Source organism: Paraburkholderia sp. D15 (genome assembly GCF_029910215.1).
Classification (GTDB): Bacteria; Pseudomonadota; Gammaproteobacteria; order Burkholderiales; family Burkholderiaceae; genus Paraburkholderia.
Window position 1 is genome coordinate 2,322,224 of the sequence record NZ_CP110395.1, and the last position, 18,579, is coordinate 2,340,802.

Annotated in this window: 13 protein-coding genes; 4 read left to right on the forward strand and 9 right to left on the reverse strand. The window is 65.7% G+C overall.

The window, feature by feature from the left end; genetic code table 11:
- Nucleotides 1-131: 131 nt before the first annotated feature.
- Together galU and LFL96_RS09960 are read right to left on the reverse strand one after the other, a co-directional pair.
- Nucleotides 132-1,052, reverse strand: a complete 921-nt coding sequence (gene galU, locus LFL96_RS09955; RefSeq protein WP_280995094.1) for a UTP--glucose-1-phosphate uridylyltransferase GalU — start codon at nt 1,050-1,052, stop codon at nt 132-134.
- A gap of 319 nt (nt 1,053-1,371) precedes the next feature.
- Nucleotides 1,372-1,515: a hypothetical protein gene (locus LFL96_RS09960; RefSeq protein WP_280995095.1), complete on the reverse strand. Its 144-nt coding sequence runs from the start codon at nt 1,513-1,515 to the stop codon at nt 1,372-1,374.
- A gap of 290 nt (nt 1,516-1,805) precedes the next feature.
- Here LFL96_RS09960 and LFL96_RS09965 point away from each other — a divergent pair, with 290 nt between their 5' ends.
- Complete coding sequence (locus LFL96_RS09965) at nt 1,806-3,056, forward strand: acyltransferase (protein ID WP_280995096.1); 1,251 nt, start codon at nt 1,806-1,808, stop codon at nt 3,054-3,056.
- Between the two features lie 161 nt (nt 3,057-3,217).
- Here LFL96_RS09965 and LFL96_RS09970 read toward each other — a convergent pair whose 3' ends face one another.
- The 3 genes from LFL96_RS09970 to LFL96_RS09980 form a co-directional block, all read right to left on the reverse strand.
- Nucleotides 3,218-5,701: a glycosyltransferase family 4 protein gene (locus LFL96_RS09970; RefSeq protein WP_280995097.1), complete on the reverse strand. Its 2,484-nt coding sequence runs from the start codon at nt 5,699-5,701 to the stop codon at nt 3,218-3,220.
- Nucleotides 5,698-7,164, reverse strand: coding sequence for a flippase (locus LFL96_RS09975; protein ID WP_280995098.1), 1,467 nt, complete (start codon nt 7,162-7,164; stop codon nt 5,698-5,700). The genes LFL96_RS09970 and LFL96_RS09975 overlap by 4 nt, the downstream gene beginning before the upstream one ends.
- 73 nt (nt 7,165-7,237) lie before the next feature.
- Nucleotides 7,238-9,439, reverse strand: a complete 2,202-nt coding sequence (locus tag LFL96_RS09980) for a hypothetical protein (protein WP_280995099.1) — start codon at nt 9,437-9,439, stop codon at nt 7,238-7,240.
- Between the two features lie 670 nt (nt 9,440-10,109).
- Here LFL96_RS09980 and LFL96_RS09985 point away from each other — a divergent pair.
- From LFL96_RS09985 to gmd, 3 genes are all read left to right on the forward strand, one after another.
- Nucleotides 10,110-11,246, forward strand: a complete 1,137-nt coding sequence (locus LFL96_RS09985) for an acyltransferase (protein ID WP_280995100.1) — start codon at nt 10,110-10,112, stop codon at nt 11,244-11,246.
- Nucleotides 11,247-11,329: 83 nt separating this feature from the next.
- The gene (locus LFL96_RS09990; protein ID WP_281000676.1) at nt 11,330-12,007 is read left to right on the forward strand and encodes an SGNH/GDSL hydrolase family protein; all 678 of its coding nucleotides are present in this window, start codon (nt 11,330-11,332) and stop codon (nt 12,005-12,007) included.
- 88 nt (nt 12,008-12,095) lie between these two features.
- Nucleotides 12,096-13,139, forward strand: a complete 1,044-nt coding sequence (gene gmd, locus LFL96_RS09995) for a GDP-mannose 4,6-dehydratase (RefSeq protein ID WP_280995101.1) — start codon at nt 12,096-12,098, stop codon at nt 13,137-13,139.
- Between the two features lie 152 nt (nt 13,140-13,291).
- Here the strand turns inward: gmd and LFL96_RS10000 are convergent, their stop codons facing one another.
- The 4 genes from LFL96_RS10000 to LFL96_RS10015 are packed head-to-tail and all read right to left on the reverse strand — an operon-like array spanning nt 13,292 to nt 18,506.
- Entirely contained in the window at nt 13,292-14,458 is a 1,167-nt protein-coding gene (locus LFL96_RS10000; protein WP_280995102.1) for a glycosyltransferase family 4 protein, read from the reverse strand.
- The gene (locus LFL96_RS10005; protein WP_280995103.1) at nt 14,455-15,807 is read right to left on the reverse strand and encodes a glycosyltransferase family 4 protein; all 1,353 of its coding nucleotides are present in this window, start codon (nt 15,805-15,807) and stop codon (nt 14,455-14,457) included. Before LFL96_RS10005 ends, LFL96_RS10000 begins: the two co-directional genes overlap by 4 nt.
- The gene (locus LFL96_RS10010) at nt 15,804-17,297 is read right to left on the reverse strand and encodes a glucose-6-phosphate isomerase (protein WP_280995104.1); all 1,494 of its coding nucleotides are present in this window, start codon (nt 17,295-17,297) and stop codon (nt 15,804-15,806) included. The genes LFL96_RS10005 and LFL96_RS10010 overlap by 4 nt, the downstream gene beginning before the upstream one ends.
- A gap of 3 nt (nt 17,298-17,300) precedes the next feature.
- A complete protein-coding gene (locus tag LFL96_RS10015) occupies nt 17,301-18,506 on the reverse strand; it encodes a glycosyltransferase (protein ID WP_280995105.1) in 1,206 nt (401 codons plus the stop codon).
- Nucleotides 18,507-18,579 lie beyond the last annotated feature (73 nt).

Sequence of the window (18,579 nt, forward strand, 5' to 3'; positions counted from 1 at the left end):
CGCTGCGCGTTGCTTCTGCGTGATGCACTCAACAAAGCGGCGGGCGTCGCCGCGGACCATCACCAACCCGCGCCCGCCATCGCCCCCGCTTCAAACCTGAAACCACCCACTCTCAAGCGCGCAAAACGCACTCAAGCCGCTTCGGCCGTCAACTGCGCAGCGGCATTGACCTGCTGCCCGTTGCTCTGCAGATAGCTCTGCAGATAAGCCTCGAAATCCGCCTTCACTTCCGGATGGCGCAGCGCGAACTCCACCGTCGCCTTCAGATATCCCAGCTTGCTGCCGCAATCGAAGCGCGTCCCGAAGTAGCGATACGCGAGCACCTGCTCTTCAGTCAGCAGCGACTGCACCGCGTCGGTCAGTTGCAGCTCGCCGCCCGCGCCCGGCTTCAGCGCGCGGATATGCTTGAAGATCGTCGGCATCAGCACGTAACGCCCGACCACGCCCAGGTTCGACGGCGCCTTGTCCGGCGCCGGCTTCTCGACGATGCCCGACAGCTTGATCACGTTGTCCTCCCACTCGCGGCCATCCACCACGCCGTACGAGCGGCTATCCTCGCGCGCGATCGTCTCCACGCCGATCACCGAGCTGTGATAGTGGTTGAACGTATCGACCAGCTGGCTCATCACCGGCTTCGAGCTGTGCAGCAGATCGTCCGCGAGAATCACGGCGAACGGGCTCTCGCCCACCAGCTTCTCCGCGCACAGCACCGCGTGACCGAGGCCGAGCGCTTCGGCCTGGCGCACGTAGAAACAGTCGACGTTCGCCGGCTTGATGCTGCGCACCAGATCCAGCAGCTTCTGCTTGTTGCGCGCCTCGAGTTCCGCTTCGATCTCGTAGGACTTGTCGAAGTGATCTTCGATCGCGCGCTTGCTGCGCCCCGTCACGAAGATCATCTCGGTGATGCCGGCGGCAATCGCTTCCTCGACCGCATACTGAATCAGCGGCTTGTCGACGATGGGCAGCATTTCCTTAGGACTTGCCTTGGTAGCCGGCAGGAATCGTGTCCCGAGGCCCGCTACGGGAAACACGGCTTTGGTGACTTTCAGCATGGTAGGCATTCCCACATCGGTTAGAAATTAGTGTGTTCGCGGGCCTGGCGGCCAATCGATATCGCCGGCAAGACTAGCAAAGAAATCGAATGGCTTCACCCGTGAAATTTTTTTCGTATCGAATAAATAATTGGATTGGATTTCGATGTGCCGCATCGTGATAAACAGGCAGCAACAATTACGCACCGCAATCGAATTATTTTTCTGAAAAACCGAAAAACTTACGTATCCAGGCCATCGCCATCCGGCTTGGGTTCACGTCCGGCGCAACCCGCCACGCGGCGCGGCGGGCCGCCGCTCAACCCGGTAATGGGGCATTTCATTCGTTTTCATCGAGCTGCGGCAGCTTGCCCGGATTCATCCGGTGACGGCGGATAGGCTCGTTGCGCAACGCCTCCCGGTAAGCGGAAGCGGCGACAAGGAGCAGCAGCACGGCAATGCCGGCGAGTAAATGCAGGTTCATGACTTCACCTCGTCTGAAGAGAATCCGTCACTAAAAGTAGCATGACAAAAGCAGCAAATAATTCACGGCGCTATCTGCTTATGCTCAATTACAATTCGTCACAAAATCGCGGGCTTATTTAATTCACCACGCAATTTTTTAGCGATTTTTTTGCCGCCCCGCTGCACTAGCATGTGATGCGGCACCTGCGTGACCGCCTCCGTTAGTGCACGCCCGTGCGCGACACCCGACGCCCCGCGTCCGTCACGCACCTGCCTTCCATTCCAAACGACAAAGACCGAGGACCGCGCATGAGCGACCCCGCCCTGGATGCCGCCGGCGCATCCCTGCCTTCCCTGCCCAACGCTTCCGCCCGCGCGCCGCACACCGCACGCGCGCCCGCCGATGCGCACGCCGTCAGCGCCGGCAAGGAACACGTGATCGACGCGATGCGCGGGTTCGCCGCGCTGCTGGTCGCCTATTTCCACTGCCGCCAGATCGAGTGGGTCGGCATGCAGGCGTTTCATCAAAGCGCCGGCCACGGCTTCAGCCTCGACAAGCTGGCCGCGTATCTGACCTTCCCGATCGCGTGGGGCTCGGCCGGCGTGCCGATTTTCTTCGTGATCAGCGGCTATTGCATTCATCGCGGCGGCGCGCTGAAGCTCGCCGCCAATCCGGCCTACCGGCTCGACACGGGCAATTTCTGGGTGCGCCGCTTCGCGCGCATCTACCCGGTGCTGCTCGCGGCGCTCGTGCTGACGCTCGCGCTCGACTGGTTCAGCCTGCAATTGCCGCCGGTCAGCCACAAGATCCGCGAGATCGGCTGGCAGGCGTTTCTCGTCAACCTGTTCTCGCTGCAAGGCGTGGCGGGCAAGACCTACGGCTCGAACGGCGCGCTCTGGACGCTGTCGCTCGAAGTGCAGTTCTATGCGATCTATCCGCTGCTGTTCGCGCTGCGCCGCCGTATCGGCATGACGAACGTGCTGGCGGCGATCGCGGTCGTCAACGTCGTATCGGCGTTCGCGCTCGAACGTCACGATATCCAGTTCTTCACGTCGTACTGGTTCTCGTGGACGCTTGGCGCGTGGATCGCGGACGTCAAGGTGCATGCAAACCTCCATGCCCAAGCCGGCGCCCAGCCCGGCGCGCGCTCGCCGGCTTGGCTCTACGCGCTCGCCGTGCTGTTCATCGCGCTCGGCTGCGCGGCGTTCCACTTCGGGCAGTACGGCGCGTTCCAGTTCTGGGCGATCGGTTTCGCGTTCTATCTGTACAAGGCGCTCGACCGCGGCAACGCCGGCCGGCGCGAATCGTGGGGCACGCGTGTGCTGTCGCGCTTCGGCGACTTCAGCTTCTCGCTGTACCTGATCCACCTGCCGATCTTCGTGCTGCTGTCGTCGCTGCTCTACCGCTCGGCGTTGCAGATGACGATCTGGCCGTCGTTCGCCTACATGCTGGTGGCGATTCCCGTCGCGTACGTGTTCTACCGGCTGGTGGAATTGCCCGCGATGAAATGGTCGGCAAGCTTCAAGCCGAAGCACGGCGGCGCGGCGAGCCAGGCTTGAATCCGGCGACACCGGCAACGCGCCGGCAACAAAAAATCCCGCGATAAAAAAAACGGAGCGAGGGTCGAAAGACTTTCGCTCCGCTGCGCCAGCGGCGGGAACTGGCCAGATCCCCGCCTCCATCCTCGCGTGAAACCCGCTGAAACCCGCTGAAACCCGCTTTACCGCCCCGCCACGCGCCTCAGTATCTTCTCGACACCCGCAACATAGGCCTCGGTTCCAAACCGGCTCAGCGCCGTCTGATAGCCGTTCCTGACGAGCCGGTCGCGCAGTTCGTCGTTCGAGCGCAGTTCGGCAAGCGTATCGGCGAGCGCATGCGCGTCGCCGGGCGCGTACAGCATGCCGTTCTCGCCATCGTCGACGATCTCCAGCACGCCGCCCGCACGCGACGCCGCTACCGGCCGCTGCGCGAGCATCCCCTCGACGATCACGCGGCCGAACGGCTCCGGCGTGATCGACGTGTGCACGACCGCATCGACCGCACACATGCAGGCCGCGATATCGTGCTGGAAGCCGAGAAAATGCACGCGCTCGCCGAGCCCGTGCGCGGCCACGAACGCATGCAGTTCGATCTCGTACTGGTCCTCGCCGAACAGCGGCGCGCCCACCAGCACCGCGTGCATCTGCGGATTGAGCACCATCGCTTCGAGCAGCACGTGCTGGCCCTTCCAGCGCGCGAGACGGCTGAACGAACCCACCAGGAACGCGTCGCGCGGCAGTTTCAGGCGCTCCCGCAAAGTGGTCTGCGGCACTGAACGCAAGGCGTCGAACGGCGCGGCGGAGATGCCGTTGAACACCACGTCCACGCGTTTCGCCTCCATCCGCGTCAGGTCGGTGAAGGCTCGCGCCGATGCCGCCGAATTGGCGATCACGTGCGCCAGCCCGAAGCGCGCGCACCACTTGATGATCGCCAGTTGCTTGCCGCCGAAATGCTCGGCGCTGACGATATCGCGCAGATGCCACACTACCGGACGCCGCGCGAGTTTGCCCGCGAGCGCGCCGATCACCATCGCGCGCTGCGTGTTCGCGTAGATCACGTCGGCCGCGCGCGCGCGTTTCGCGGTCGCGCGCACCAACCCGATCACGCCTTTCAGCGCGGCGCCCTTCGGCATCGAGCCGCCCTGCTTGCGTACGTTGCGCAACGCGCCCGCCTCCAGCACCTCGACGCGCGCGCCGGTACGCGCCAGCGCGGTGCGGAACGGGCCGTCGTCGAACAGCACGACCTCGATCTTCGTCCGCCATGCCTTGACGATTTCCAGCAGCGACAACTCGGCGCCGCCGAGCACACCGCTTTGATCGACAGCCAGAATGCGCGGCGCGCTGGCGGATGCATCGGCCGAGGTCGAGGCCGAGGTCGACCCTTGATAAGGCGCGTACCGCGGCAGGCTCGCCGTGCGCAGCGCCGGCACCGCGGCCCGCACATGCGCGAAGAAGCGTTCGCGGAAATTCGCCGCCGAAAACTGCTCGGCGTTATGCCGGCAATCCACCGGCGAAAACCGCTTCACGTGCTCGTCGAAACGCTCGACCGCCGCGATGATCGATTCGGCGTTCTGCTCGTCGAAGAACATCCCGGTCGGCCGCGATTCGGACACGTCGCGCACGGTTTCGAGCGCCCCGCCCTTGCCGTACGCGATCACCGGCGTGCCGCAAGCCTGCGCCTCGACCACCGAAATGCCGAAGTCCTCCTCGGCCGCGAACACGAAGGCCTTCGCGCGGCTCATCCGGTCCTTGAGTACCTTGAACGGCTGGTAGCCCATGATCTCGACGTTCGGCCCCGCCTTCGCGCGGATCTTCTGCATGTCGGGGCCATCGCCGATCACCACCAGCTTGCGCTCGGGCATGCGCGCGAACGCCTCGACGATCAGGTCGATCTTCTTGTACGGCACCATCCGCGAGGCGGTCAGATAGAAATCTTCCTTGTCGGCGCACAGCGTGAACGCCTCGACATCGACCGGCGGAAAGATCACCTGCGCGTCGCGTTGATAGACCTTTTTGATCCGCCGCGCGATGAAGTCCGAATTGGCGACGAAACCATCCACCGAATTCGACGTGCGGATATCCCAGTTGCGGATGTAATGCAGGATCAGCCGCGCCATCGCCGATTTCGGCCCGCTCGTGAGCTTCGACTGCTGCAGGTACTGATGCTGCAGATCCCATGCATAGCGGATCGGCGAATGCACGTAGCTGATATGCACCTGGTCCGGTCCGGTGAGCACGCCCTTGGCGACCGCGTGGCTGCTCGAAATCACCACGTCGTACGCGGACACGTCGAGCTGTTCGATCGCGAGCGGCATCAGCGGCAGATAGGTGCGGTATTTGGTACGCGCGAGCGGCAGCTTCTGGATGAACGACGTCGTCACCGGCTTGCCGCGCAGAAAGCTGCGATCGTCGAGAAAGTCGACGAGACTGAACAGATCCGCGTCCGGAAAACACGCGACGATCTGCTCCAGCACTTTCTCGGCGCCCGCGTAGGTGACGAGCCAGTCGTGCACGATCGCCACCCGCACGGTCTTGTCGGCGCGCAACGCGGCGCGGCGCGTGGGCGTGTGCGCGACGGGGGCCGCCGGCGCACTGGTGAGCGGGTCGAGCGCGCTGCGCGCCGCGGGCCGCAACAGGGTTTCTTCTTCAAGGACTTCGTGGTTCATGCGCTTTTCCTCGGATTCAGTCGCAACAGCAGTGAACGCGCAAGATCGCGCAACGCGGGGGTCATCGTGAACGACCAGGCCAGATTCGCGGCGACCATCGACAGACCCGCGACGATCGCCGTGGCCAGACCCGGCAGGAGGCCGGCGAGCCACAGGCTGGCCAGCAGAAAGGCGAGATGGGCGAGCATGTCGAGCGCGATCGGACGCGCGCGGATCGCCGCGAAGCGCAGCAGCACCGCATAGTCGAACAGCGCGCGGCCGGCCACCGCGCAGGCCGCGCCGGTCAGGCCGAAATGCGTGATGCCGAACCACAGCGCGGCGGCGAACAGCGGCAATTCGAACAGGCCGACGCGCGCGGCGGTGGCCGGATGCACCTGCGACTGGATCAGGATGCGCGTCACGTTCGCCTGCCCGACCAGCCACACGGCGATGATCATGATTCGCCCCACCGGCGCCGCGACGGTGGCGATCTCGTTGCCGACCCACAGATGCAGGAACGGTTCGAGCACCAGCATCGCGACCAGCGCGACCGGCGTGAACACGCCGTTGAGAAATTCGAGCGACTGCCGCGTGATGGCGTCGGCATCCGCGCGGCCGACCGCCGAGAGACGCGGAAACAGCGTGCGCACCAGCGCGGTCGGCACGATGTTCAGACGCGTCACGAGGTTCTGCGGCACCGTGTAATACGTGACGAAACGTGCGCCCAGGCGCGTGCCGAGCATCACGCGATCGAGCGAATCGGCCACCATGGTGGTGACGCTCGCCACCAGCATCCAGCCGCCGAAGTTGAAGAGCCCTTTCGCGACGCCGAACTGCGGCGGCAGCATGCGGCGGATCTCCAGCACCCGCAGCGCGGAACGGCCCAGCAACACCGCGGCCACCAGCCGCGCGACCACCGCGGCCGCGAGCACGTTCTGCAGGTTCGCGCCGAGCCACAGCGCGGCGCCGAGCGGCAGCAACTGGAACAGGAAGGTGCCGATGGTCTGGTTCGTGTTGTAGATGCCGAAGCGCTCCGCGCCGTTGATCGCGCCGGCGAACACCCACGACACGTTGGCGAGCGGAATCGCCACCGCGAGCCACGGCAGCGCCATGTAGACCTCGTGCTGCAACTCCGGCGACACCTTGGTGAAATACGCGGTGTACAGGAATGCGCCGAAATAGATGATCAGTCCGCCGATCACGCCGGTCGCGAAGTTGAGCCACGTCGCGCTCCAGAACACGCGTTCGCTCTCGTCGCGGTCGCCGGACGCGAGCGCCTTCGAGATGTGGTTCTGCGCGGCCATGCTCATGCCGAGATCGAGAATGCTGAAGTAGCCGATCAGCGTCCACACGAGACTGATCACGCCGTAGCGCTCGACGCCGAGCAGCTTGATATACGACGGCACGGTCACGAGCGAGACGAAGGTCGGCAGCACCAGCCCGAAGAAGTTGATCGCTACGTTCTTGAGAATGCCTTTGTCCATCGGTTGCCCTGGGTTGACTACATTGATCCGCGCCGCTTCACGACGCGGCATGCGGCGCGCGACGCGCGATGCTTCACGGCCGCCACCGGTACATCAGCACCTTGCCGCGCGCGTCTTCCTCGACGAACACGAGGTATTCGCCGTCGGCGCGCTTCGCCGCGCTGATGCCGTTGGGCACGTCGACCCAACCCGATGCGCGGCCCACCTCGGGGCCGGGCCGGATCACGCCGAGTTCCTTGCCGCTGTCCTTGTCCCACACGTGCACGGTGCCGACCGGTTCGACGCCGAACAGGTACTGCCCCTCGACGGTCAGGCCGATGATCGTGGCGATCGGCTTGCTTTGCGTCTGCCACGGCAACGTGATCGCGTAGCGCTGCACCGGCGCGCCGCTCGACCACTTGTCGTAGCGCACCAGCACGCGGCCCGTTTCCTTCCAGAAGCCGCGGTCGAACGGCGTGTCGGGCGTATAGCCGGTCACGTACATCGTGTCGGTCGCCGCTTCGTAGATCGCGCGATGCACCTCCGTGAACGGCGCCGGCACCGCGTAGCGCGTGAGATTCGAATACGAATAGACCGGGTTGCCCTTCGCATCCAGCCCGCCGAAACGGAAGCGGTAGATGCCCTTGTTGTCGCGCGCACGCCAGATGTCGCCCGCGCTGTCGACCCACCAGCCCCAGCCGCCCGCGAGCCGGGCGCCGCTCGTGTTGGGCGTGAATTCGTCGGCGTTCAGGCGGCCGTCGCCATTCGCGTCGCGCCAGATCCAGTCGCCGCCCGGCGGTGCGTTCGGCACCTTCGCGACCGCGCGCTCGCGCCCGGCGATGAAGCCCGACGGAATCGCCGTCTCGCCGTCTCGCTGCGGATCGAAGCGGTAGATCTTCAGATGGTCCGCGTACATGTCGGTCAGGTACAGGAAGGTGCGGCCCTTCAGGCGGCGCGCGATCGGCAGCCCCGGATACTGATCGGTGTGAAACACCGGATCGTCCGGATACTTGAAGCGGTTCGACAGGAAGCCCGCGTATTTCCAGTCCTGGCCGGCCGGCTTCGACAGATCGAGTTCGAAGCGTTTGTTGCCGGTGTACACGCTGTCGGGGCGCGCCGGATCGATCCACGCGCCGTCGACGAACAGCAGCCCCTGCACCTGCCAGTTCTGCCGGCCGTCCGGCGCATAGCTTTCGAGCGTCGCGCCGAGGCCCGCGCCGATCGGCTCGTAGCGCGGCCCGATGCCATTGGTCGATACGTACACGTTGCCGCGCGCATCGACGCCCACGCCGGTCAGACCGTTGAAGCGGCGCGGCCCCGGTTGGCCGGCGACGCCGCTGAAAATGCCGCCGCGTTCGCCGAGCGAGCCCGACGCCGCATAGCGGCCGTTGCTTTTGCTGAAAAACAGCACCTGCTGACGCGGACCGTTGTCGGCGATCAGCAGGCGGCCTTGCGCATCGACGGCGATATCCACCGCGACCGTATCCGCCGGCAGCGCGACCGTGTCGTCGAGACGCTTGCCCGAGACCGTGTAGTGCTCGACCTGCGGCGCGCGATCGTTGCGCGTGCCGCTCAGCACCCACAGCGTGCCGTCCGGCGCGAGCGCGAGACGGCCCGGTTCGTGCACGCTCCAGGTGGTCTTCTGCTGCATCGATTCGGCGTCGTAGACCTCGATGCGATCGCGCGCGGTGTTCGCCGCATAGAGCGTCGAGTCGTTCGCCGCGAGCCCGCCGATTTCGGCACTCGTGCCGGTCGGCACTTCGTTCATCATCAGGAAACCGGCTGCCAGCTGCGCATGCGGATCGGCGTTTTTCGCGGCCGGCTGGAACGGCGCCGCGCGTTGCGGATCGGAGATCTGCCGGCGCGAAATGCCGAACCACTGCTTGCCCTTCTCCGGCCAGACGCCCTGCTCGACGAGATGTCCTTTCTCGTTGCCGACACCGACGGCGACGAACGCGTATTGGCGGTTCACCGCGACCGCGTTGCCGCCGCTATTGCCCCAGCCATGCGTGCCGCCCGCGAAACCGAGCATCCTGCCGTTCTGGTAGACGCTCGCCTCGGCGCCGCTCTCGTCCCACGGTGCGTTCGTGTAGACCTTGCCGTCGGGCGCGACCGCGATCGCGGTGATGTTGATCTGCGTCCACGTGCCGTCGCCGAAACCGAAGCTGTTGCCGATCCATGACGTCTTCGCGTTCAACGCGGTTTGCGCGCCGGCCGCGACGCTGAACGACGCCGCGGCGATTGCCGTGGCGCAGACCAGGATGGCGAGCCGGCTTGTGAACGTGAAACGGGGCAAGGTATGTCCTCCAGTCAACGCAGCGACGCGCGCAGGCCATCGCCCGCGCGGGTGGGTAGTCATCAAACCGATCAAGAAAGAAACTCGGGAACGTGAAGCCGATTCGCGCGGGACGAGACGGACGCGGAATGTCCTTGCCGCCCGATCGGCACGACTCACATTACGCGGAAAAAACACGGCGACGAAAATCGAAAATAATTCAAAAATATTCGATGCATTCAGCGTGGCGAAAGAAATCGATTTAAAAATCGCGAATTAAAAGCGAATGTCCGGCGTGCGCCGCGTGATGCGCTCCCGGCCCCGCTCATCGGCCCCTGCGGCGTCCCAACTTTACCGATGCGGCAAGCCCTCGATACCTTTTCCTGCACTTATTACGCACTGCACCATTCGCGTCATTTGTATCGACAACGCGACTCGGCAACGCGATTCGACCATCACGATGCAAGCATAAAAATCCGCATCGAATGGATAACGAAACACCCTGTTGCAATCTGATTCATTTATCCAATTCATTCCCGTTTTTTCGCGAATTTCTTTTCCCTAGAATCGATTGCAGTTTCCGTTGCCCTGCGCGGCGGGTGCGCCGCGGTTTGCCTCGATGGCATCGACCGCGATCAGGACGACCCGCACCGCCGTGCCCGGCCCATCCGCTTCACACCATGGACGGTTCATGACAGCCAGCGCACTGACCGCAGCGCCTTCCCACTCCCGCCGCATCGTGCAGCTCGACGGCCTGCGCGCGATCGCGGTGCTCGCCGTGTTCGCGCAGCACGCGCTGAAGGCGCCGCTGTGGATGGGCGTCGATCTGTTTTTCGTACTCAGCGGCTTTCTGATCACCGGCATCCTGCTCGAACGCAAGGCGCGCGAGCAGTCGTACTTCGGTTACTTCTACGCACGCCGTGCACGACGCATCCTGCCGCCGTACGTGTTGCTGATGGTCGTGTCGTCGATCCTGTTCGGTTTGGGCTGGGCGCAGCATTGGCAGTGGTACGCGTTCTTCGCCACCAATATCGGCGACGCGCTCAATCAAAGCGGTCACGACAGTCTCAACGTGCTGTGGTCGCTCGCCGTCGAGGAGCAGTTCTATATCGTCTGGCCGTTCGTGATCCTGCTGGTGCCCGAGCGCGTGCTCGGCTACGTGGCGGCCGCGCTGATCCTGCTGGTGCCGTTGCTGCGCGCGGTCGCCACGCCGTGGTTCGATTCGTTCTGGCCGATCTACTACCTGACGCCGTTCCGCATGGACCTGCTCGCGGCCGGCGCGCTGCTGGCCGTCGCCGTGCGGCGCGATCGCGACGCGCTCGAACCGTTCAAGGGACTCGCGGTGCTGGGCTTCGTCGCGGCGCTCGCGATTCTCGCGTGGCTGCATCTGCACTACCCGCGCTTCCGGGCCGCGAATACGCCGCTCTCGAATGCGGGGCTGTATAGCGTGTCGCTGCTGCTGTGCACGTCGATCGTGGTGATCGCGCTGCAGAGCAAGGGAATCGTCAAACGGCTGCTGTGCAATCCGGTGCTCGTCTATATCGGCACGATCAGCTACACGATCTATCTGATTCACCTGAGCGTGCTGTACACGCTATGGCCGCTGCATCTGAACCGCTTCGTGACGGCCGCGCTGGCGCTCGCGATCACGCTGGTCTACGCGAGCATCACCTGGTTCGCGTTCGAGAAGCGGCTGATTTTCGGTTCGGCCAAAACCGCGCATCCCGCCCATCCGGCGCATCTGTCCCATCCGCCGGCGACGAAAGCGGCCCCGGCCGGTGCCGGCGCGCACGGCGCGGCCGCGCAAGCGCCGCACAGCCGCGCATGAGGACGGGTATGCGGTTGCGCAGGACGTTGGCCGCGCTGGCATCGTTCGCTTCGCTCGCCGCCTTCGCATCGCAAGGCGGCGGGATGGCGGCAAACGCGGCGCAAGCCGCGGTACCTGCCAACGCGCCGGTCGTGATCGAAGCCTACGGCGATTCGACGACGCTCGGCATCACCTGCGCCGACGGCCACTGCGCTCCGCAGTCGCGCAACGCGGTGACGTTCCTGCAGGACGACCTGCAAGCGCGCCACGGCGAGCGCGTGCAGGTCACGAACTACGGCGTGGGCGGCACGATGGCCTCGCAACTGCGCGACGGCACCGGCAATCGCCGCGCCGGTCCGAACGCCGGACTGCCGTGGCGCGACCGCCTCGCCACCTCGCCCGCGCGGATCGTGCTGATCAATTACGGCATCAACGAAGTGATGCACAACCAGACGCCCGAGCAGTTCTACGCGGCCGAAACCGAACTGGTGAAAAGCGCCCGCGCGCTCGGCAAGGAGCCGGTTCTGCAGACCTCGAACCCGATGCCGGACGACCGTCTCAACGCGCGCCTCGCCGCGATGGTCGCGATGACGCGCCGCGTGGCCGCCGAACAGAAGGTGCCGCTGGTCGACCAGTTCGCCTACATCGGCAGCCTGCCGGACTGGAAAAGCCTGATGTCCGACGGCGCGCACCCGAAGCCGGACCTGTACCGCCTCAAGGCGCAGCAGGACTGCCGGGTCGTCGAGCCGATGGTGCAACGGCTGCTGGCCGGCGCACGTTGAAGCGGGCCGCACGACTTTCCGATGTGCCGATGCCATGCGCCCTGACCGGCGCTGCTGTTTTTCTTTTCAACAATATCGAAGGCGAACCATGAGCCAACCACGCAAAGCGATCATCACCGGCGTTTCCGGACAGGACGGCGCCTACCTGACCAAGCTGCTGCTCGACAAGGGCTATCACGTGACCGGCACCTACCGGCGCACGAGCTCGGTGAACTTCTGGCGCATCCGCGAGCTGGGCGTGCTGTCGCATCCGAATCTGCGGCTGGTCGAACACGATCTAACCGACATGGGTTCGACGCTGCGTCTGCTCGACAACGCGCAGGCCGACGAGCTGTACAACCTCGCGGCGCAGAGCTTCGTCGGCGTGTCGTTCGATCAGCCGGTGACCACCGCCGAAGTGACCGGCATCGGCGCGCTGAATCTGCTGGAAGGCATCCGCATCCTGACGCCGAAGACGCGTTACTACCAGGCGTCGACCTCGGAAATGTTCGGCCTCGTGCAAGCGGTGCCGCAACGCGAGGACACGCCCTTCTATCCGCGCAGCCCGTATGGCGTCGCCAAGCTGTTCGCGCACTGGTCGACCATCAACTACCGCGAATCGTACGATCTGTTCGCGAGCAGCGGCATTCTGTTCAATCACGAATCGCCGCTGCGTGGCCGCGAATTCGTCACGCGCAAGATCACCGACACCGTCGCGAAGATCAAGCTCGGCAAGGAAGACGTGCTGGAGCTGGGCAATCTCGGCGCGAAACGCGACTGGGGCTTCGCGCTCGAATACGTCGAGGGGATGTGGCGGATGCTGCAGGCCGACACGCCGGATACCTTCGTGCTCGCCACCGGCCGCACCGAAACGGTTCGCGATTTCGTGCGCATGGCGTTCGCCGCGGCAGGCTATCAGCTCGAATGGTCCGGCAAGGAAGAACGGGAAACCGGCATCGATGTCGCAACCGGCAAGACGCTGGTGCGCGTGAACCCGAAGTTCTACCGGCCGGCCGAGGTGGAACTGCTGATCGGCTGCGCGGACAAGGCACGCGAGAAGCTCGGCTGGCAACCGGAGACGACGCTGGAGCAGTTGTGCCACATGATGGTTCACGCGGATCTGACGCGTAACGAGCATCACGAGACCTTTTAGGTCGTGAAAACGGCGGGCTCGCTGTCCATCGCGAGTGCGCCGTCGAAAGCCGTGCGGTGGTCGTGCGGTGGTCGTGATGGTGGCCGCAAAAAAAAACCGGAGCGCGCGAGCGTTCCGGTTTTTTTGCGTCAGCGCAGTTATGCCAACGTAACTCAGTGCACCCCGCCCGCCGCGATCGCCTCGGCATACACCGACGCGACCCGCTTCGCGATCACCGCGTTATCGAAGTTCTCCCGCGCGTAACGGCGGCATGCCTGCGCATCCGGCAGCTTGAGGGTGCCGTTCAGCGCACCGGCCAGACCCGCCGCGATCGCCTGCGCGCCCGTCTCCGGCAACACCAGATTCGGCGACAACCCGGCGACCGCCTCCGGCAAACCGCCCACCGGCGTCACCAGCACCGGCGTGCCGGAGGCCAGCGATTCCACCGTGATCAGCCCGAAGCCTTCCAGCGCGACGGTCGGCACCACGCTGATGTTCGCCGCGCGATACAAGGCCGCCAGATGCTGATCCGGCACGAAGCCGAGCAGGCGCACATTGTCCGCGAGCCCCGCTTCGTCGATGCGCGCCTGCAACTCCTCCTGCAGACGCCCCTTGCCCGCGATCAGCAGCAGCACGTCCGGCGCGCTCTGCTTGAGCAGCTTCACCGCATCGATCAGATCCTCCAGCCCCATGCGCCGCACCAGCCGCCGCACCGCCAGCACGATCGGCCGGTCCTGCGGCAGTTGCAGCCTGAGGCGCGCCTCGGCCGGCGTGATCGGCAGATTGAACTGCTCGACGTCGACGCAGCCCGGCACCACGCGCACGCGTTCCGGCGCGATCCGGTAGCGCGAGGTCAGAATCTTGCCGAACGCCTCCGACAGCACGATCAGCCGCGACGAACGCGCATACACCGATTGCTCCAGGTAGCGCTTCGCGCGCTGGCCGAGCGAGTCCGCGCCTTCCACGTGACTCTCGTCGGCCCACGGCCCCTGGAAATGCGAGACCTGCGGAATGCCGCGCGTCACGTCGAGACCCGGAAAGGTGTAGAGCGCGAAGTGCGACGAGATCACGTCGGGTCGCGAGCGGCCGATTTCGTCGCGCAGCGCGCGACGCGCGGCCATCAGACGCAACGGCAGCGATTGCGCGGCCGAGCCGAAACCGTTGATCGCGCCGCCGGTATCGGCCGCGACCTTGGGCGAGCCCGCCACCACGCCGCGCACCGCGACGCCCGCGCCGGGCAGCGCGCCGACCAGCGAGTAGTACATGCGGTCGAGACCGCCCGCGCGTTCCGGGAACCAGTGCATCCCGATCTGCAGCGATTTGATTGAATCCGTCGTCATGATTGATGCCCCCGTGTGTTTTGCAGATCGCCGCGCAAGTTGCTACGTGAGTCGCCGCGTAAGTCGCTGCGTGAGTCGCCGCGTAAGTCGCTGCGTAAGTCGTTTCGTTGATCGTTGCGCAGCAGGTGTGAACTCTGTCCGGCCAGCGTGTTCAGCGTCAGCGCGTCGGTCTGCGCGACCGCCGCCGCTTCCGCCTCGGTGCGCCGGCGCTGCGCCTGCTGCCCCGCGATCTGCCGGTACAGCGCGATGTATTGCGCGGCCATGCGCGCCCAGCCGAAACCGGTCGCGAGTTCGCCGGCGGCGACACCCATCGCGCGGCGCTCGTCGTGATGCTCGGCCAGATGCGCGACGGCGCGCGCGAGCGCGGCCGGATCGTCCGGATCGTCGAGCACGATCCCGCATTCCTTCGTGATGATCTCCGCGCCGCCCGCGGTGCGTGCAGTGACCACCGGCAAGCCGGCGGCCATCGCTTCGAGCAGCGACAGACTCATCGCCTCGTAGCGCGACGGAAACACGAATGCGTCGACCGAATGCATCAGCACCGGCATCTCCTTCACCAGCCCGAGAAAATGCACGCGATGCGCAATGCCCAGCGCCTTCGCCTCGTCCGGATACGGACTGCCCGGCAGGAAGCCGGCCACCGCGATCTGCACGTAATCGGGCAGATGCTTGAGCGCGGCGAGCACCGTGCCGAGGTTTTTGCGCGGCGTGCGCAGATCGCCGACGAACAGCAGCAGGAACGCGTCCTTGGGCAAGCCGAATTTCTCGCGATCGCCGCTCGCCGCCGCGAAGCCTTGCGCGTCCACGCCGTTGTAGATCACGTCGACGCGGTTATCCGGGCTCAGGCCGATCGCGCGGATTTCATCGGCGACCTTCTGCGATACCGCGGTGATGACCTTCGAGCGCCGGTAGGCCCAGCGTTCGAGCAGCGCGTTGCAGCGCGTGTAGACCGACTGATACGCGGACCACACGCCCTGGGTCAGCCCGAACGGGTAGTACTTGCTGCCGAACCAGCCGCTGTGCACGAAGTGCGAGGTATTGACGTCGGCGCGGCGCCACGTGATGAAGCCGTTCACGTGCAGCACGTCGTATTCGCGCCGATGCGCGCGCAGCCACAGCGCGCTCTTGAACGCGAAGACCTGCTGCCGCAGCAGATTGGTGGGCCACCAGCGGCCGATGCGGATCGGCGCCCAGCGGACGTTCGGATGGGCGAGCAGGTCCGGCGCGACGTGCGAGGCGACCAGCGTGACGCCGATGTTCTCGTCGAGCGCGGCGCGCGCGATCTCGTGATTGACGCGCCCCTGGCCGTCGTTATGGCGCACGACGTGCGTGACAATGGTGACTCTCAAGCAGTGCCTCCGTTGGAAAGTAGCGTGCGTCCACGGTTGATCTTGTCGTAGTGCACCGCGGAAAGGATCGAAAAAACGCTCATGAACAGCAGCAGGCCGCCCGTGCCCACCAGCGAATTGGTGAACACCAGCATCGCGAAGGTCGCGAGACTCAGGCTCAGGCAGGCCGACACGAACTTGTCGTGACGCAGCTTGAACGACGCGAGCACCGCGCGCACCAGCAGCCAGACGATGCCGGACATGTACAGCAGCGTGCCGGGCCAGCCGAGCACGAACGGGATGTTCATCACGCCGCTGTCGAAGTTGCCGTACTGGCCGAGCTGGCCGCCGTCGTTCGACAGCTTGGTCGAGGTGCCGGTCGCGCCCATGCCTTCGCCGGACACGTCGGTGAACGCGGTTTTCGCGAAGGTCGCGTAGAACTCGTTACGCGCGGCGTAGCTCTGGTCGTCGTTCAGATTGACGATGGTGGTCAGGCGCGCCTGCATCCGCTCAGCGACCGGACCGACCGCCAGCAGCGGCACGCAGAGCCCGGCCAGCAGCACCGCGCTCGCGACGATCCGGACCCGCACCTTGTTGTTCGACTTGACGAGCTGGACCAGCAGCGCGATCACCCAGCCGCCCCAGGTCGATCGCACGAGGCTCAGCGCGAACGAGAAGAAGCCGAGCGCCGCCGCGATCCAGCGCACGCGGTGCGTCGCGGCCATCACGTAGACCATCGCGCCCATCATCGCGAACGCGAACGGGCCGGACGAATTCATCGTGCTGAACACGCGCACGCCCATCGGCACCGGGTCGCCCTGCGAGTTCATCTGCGAGCCGAGCATCCACAGCGCGTCCCACTGCGGCATGATGAAAAACTGCACCAGCCCGTAGCCGCCCATCACCAGCATCCCCCAGATGAAGGTATTGACGATGGTGTCGCGGTACTGCGGATACTGGCGCGTGTGCGCCATGATGTGAAAGCCGATCAGGATCGGATAGAGCCAGTTCGCGAGGTCGTAGGTGGCCGCGAGCGGCCCGCTCGACACCACGCCGATCAGGAACGCGTAGGTCAGCCCGAGCAGGATCAGCAGCACCGGCAGGCCGCGCCGCTGCGCGAGCAGCCGGTAGTAGCGCAGCAGCGACAGCGCGCTGATCATCGTCACCGCGAGCGGCGCGATCTGGATCAGGCTGGTCGGCGTGAACGCGCCCTTCGACCAGTCGGCGAGGCGCCGCACTTCCGGGCTCAGGAACCACAGCCACCACATGAAGCCGATGTAGCGCGCCGGGCTCTTGAAGTACAGCCACAACCCGGTCAGCACCGCCAGCACCGGAAACGCGAGCGTCAGCACCGTGCCCTGGTGCGCGACGATCAGCACCGCGGTGATCAGCCATAGCAGGACCGGCGGCAGCCACTCCTGCGCACCGCCTGTCTTGCGGCGCGCCGCGCGGCGCGAAGGTGCGGCGCCCGGCGCGACGCCTGGCGCAATACCTGGCATGGGGGTCGCCATCGTTCAGAAGCCTCCGCGTGATTCGTGCGCGGCCGGCACACTCACGTCGTCGGCGGCGGCCCGGCCGTCCCTGCCGGCTCTGCCGTCCCTGCCTTCCCTGGTCGGGGCGCCCTGCCCGGCGGCCGCCGCGCGGGCCCGCAGCATCTCCTGGGTCACGCGCACGTGCTGCATCGCGTAGTGCTGCGTGGTCAGGTCGCGCGCCAGCAAGCCGGCGGCGGCGGCCTGCGCCTGGCGCAGCGCGTCGAGCGGCGATGCGGCGAGCTGATCGACCGCTTCGCGCAACGCCTGCGGATTGAACGGCGGAATGTAGAACGCCTCGCCCGCCGGAAAATAGTCCTGCAACGCGCCGACGTTCGTCACCACCATCGGCTTGCCGACCGCCGCCGCCTCCAGCATCACCGTGATGCCCGACGCGTGCGTATTCGGCCGCAGCGGCACGACGATCAGATCGGCCCAGTCGTACAGTTCGTGCTGCTTCCTGATGCCGGAGAACAGCGCGATCTCGACGTTCGGCGCGCGCAGCGAGGCCGGAATCCGGCGCCGCGTCGCGAGCTTGACCGTGTAGCGCGCGTCGTTGCCGAGCGCGCGGATCAGCGTCTCCCAATCGCGGTCGCGGTCGTTGCCGATCGCGGCGATGCGGATCGGCGTGTGCGGCTGCCATTGCGTCGGCGCCTTGACCGGAAAGTCCTGCGTGTTCAGGCCGTAGAGCAGCGGCTTCGCGTCGCGCTTGAAGTACTGACGGCACAGCGCCGCGTTCTCGCTGGCGAGCGTGGTCAGCTGATCGGCGCGGGTCATCAGCTTGCGATAGAACCAGCTGCGCAGCATCCCGTACGAGGGCCACTTGTCGAGCAGCCACACGCTTTGCGCCAGCAGCAGCGGCGCGGCGCCCGGCCCCGCCTTGCGGCCGCTCAGCAGCAGCATCAGCGCGACGGACAGCCATTCCTGTTCGGTGTGCGTCCAGATCACGTCGGAGCGCAGCATCTCCGCGCGATTGCGCCACGTATGGATGAAATCGAAACCGAGCGCCGCCTTCAGCGCGCGCCGCACGAGCCGCACCGGCTTGCTCTCGCGCGCGTCGCGCGAATAGGTCAACGCGAACGCGTCGGACTGCGCGTGGTGATAGCCGTACAGGCAGCCGATGTCGTCGCCCGGCCGGTAGAAGCGCGGGTCGGCGCCGTAAAACAGATGAACGTGAACCTTGGTACTCATGCAGACACTCCGCTTGGCCGGTAGAGAGAGGCATCGGCCGCCATGCGAGGCGAGCCCGATGCCGGCTTCGGAT

Excerpts from the sequence above, each read along its gene's own strand:
- galU (WP_280995094.1), bottom strand. The coding sequence starts at position 1,052 with ATGCTGAAAGTCACCAAAGCCGTGTTTCCCGTAGCGGGCCTCGGGACA.
- LFL96_RS09960 (WP_280995095.1), bottom strand. The coding sequence starts at position 1,515 with ATGAACCTGCATTTACTCGCCGGCATTGCCGTGCTGCTGCTCCTTGTC.
- LFL96_RS09965 (WP_280995096.1), top strand. The coding sequence starts at position 1,806 with ATGAGCGACCCCGCCCTGGATGCCGCCGGCGCATCCCTGCCTTCCCTG.
- LFL96_RS09970 (WP_280995097.1), bottom strand. The coding sequence starts at position 5,701 with ATGAACCACGAAGTCCTTGAAGAAGAAACCCTGTTGCGGCCCGCGGCG.
- LFL96_RS09975 (WP_280995098.1), bottom strand. The coding sequence starts at position 7,164 with ATGGACAAAGGCATTCTCAAGAACGTAGCGATCAACTTCTTCGGGCTG.
- LFL96_RS09985 (WP_280995100.1), top strand. The coding sequence starts at position 10,110 with ATGACAGCCAGCGCACTGACCGCAGCGCCTTCCCACTCCCGCCGCATC.
- LFL96_RS09990 (WP_281000676.1), top strand. The coding sequence starts at position 11,330 with ATGGCGGCAAACGCGGCGCAAGCCGCGGTACCTGCCAACGCGCCGGTC.
- gmd (WP_280995101.1), top strand. The coding sequence starts at position 12,096 with ATGAGCCAACCACGCAAAGCGATCATCACCGGCGTTTCCGGACAGGAC.
- LFL96_RS10000 (WP_280995102.1), bottom strand. The coding sequence starts at position 14,458 with ATGACGACGGATTCAATCAAATCGCTGCAGATCGGGATGCACTGGTTC.
- LFL96_RS10010 (WP_280995104.1), bottom strand. The coding sequence starts at position 17,297 with ATGGCGACCCCCATGCCAGGTATTGCGCCAGGCGTCGCGCCGGGCGCC.
- LFL96_RS10015 (WP_280995105.1), bottom strand. The coding sequence starts at position 18,506 with ATGAGTACCAAGGTTCACGTTCATCTGTTTTACGGCGCCGACCCGCGC.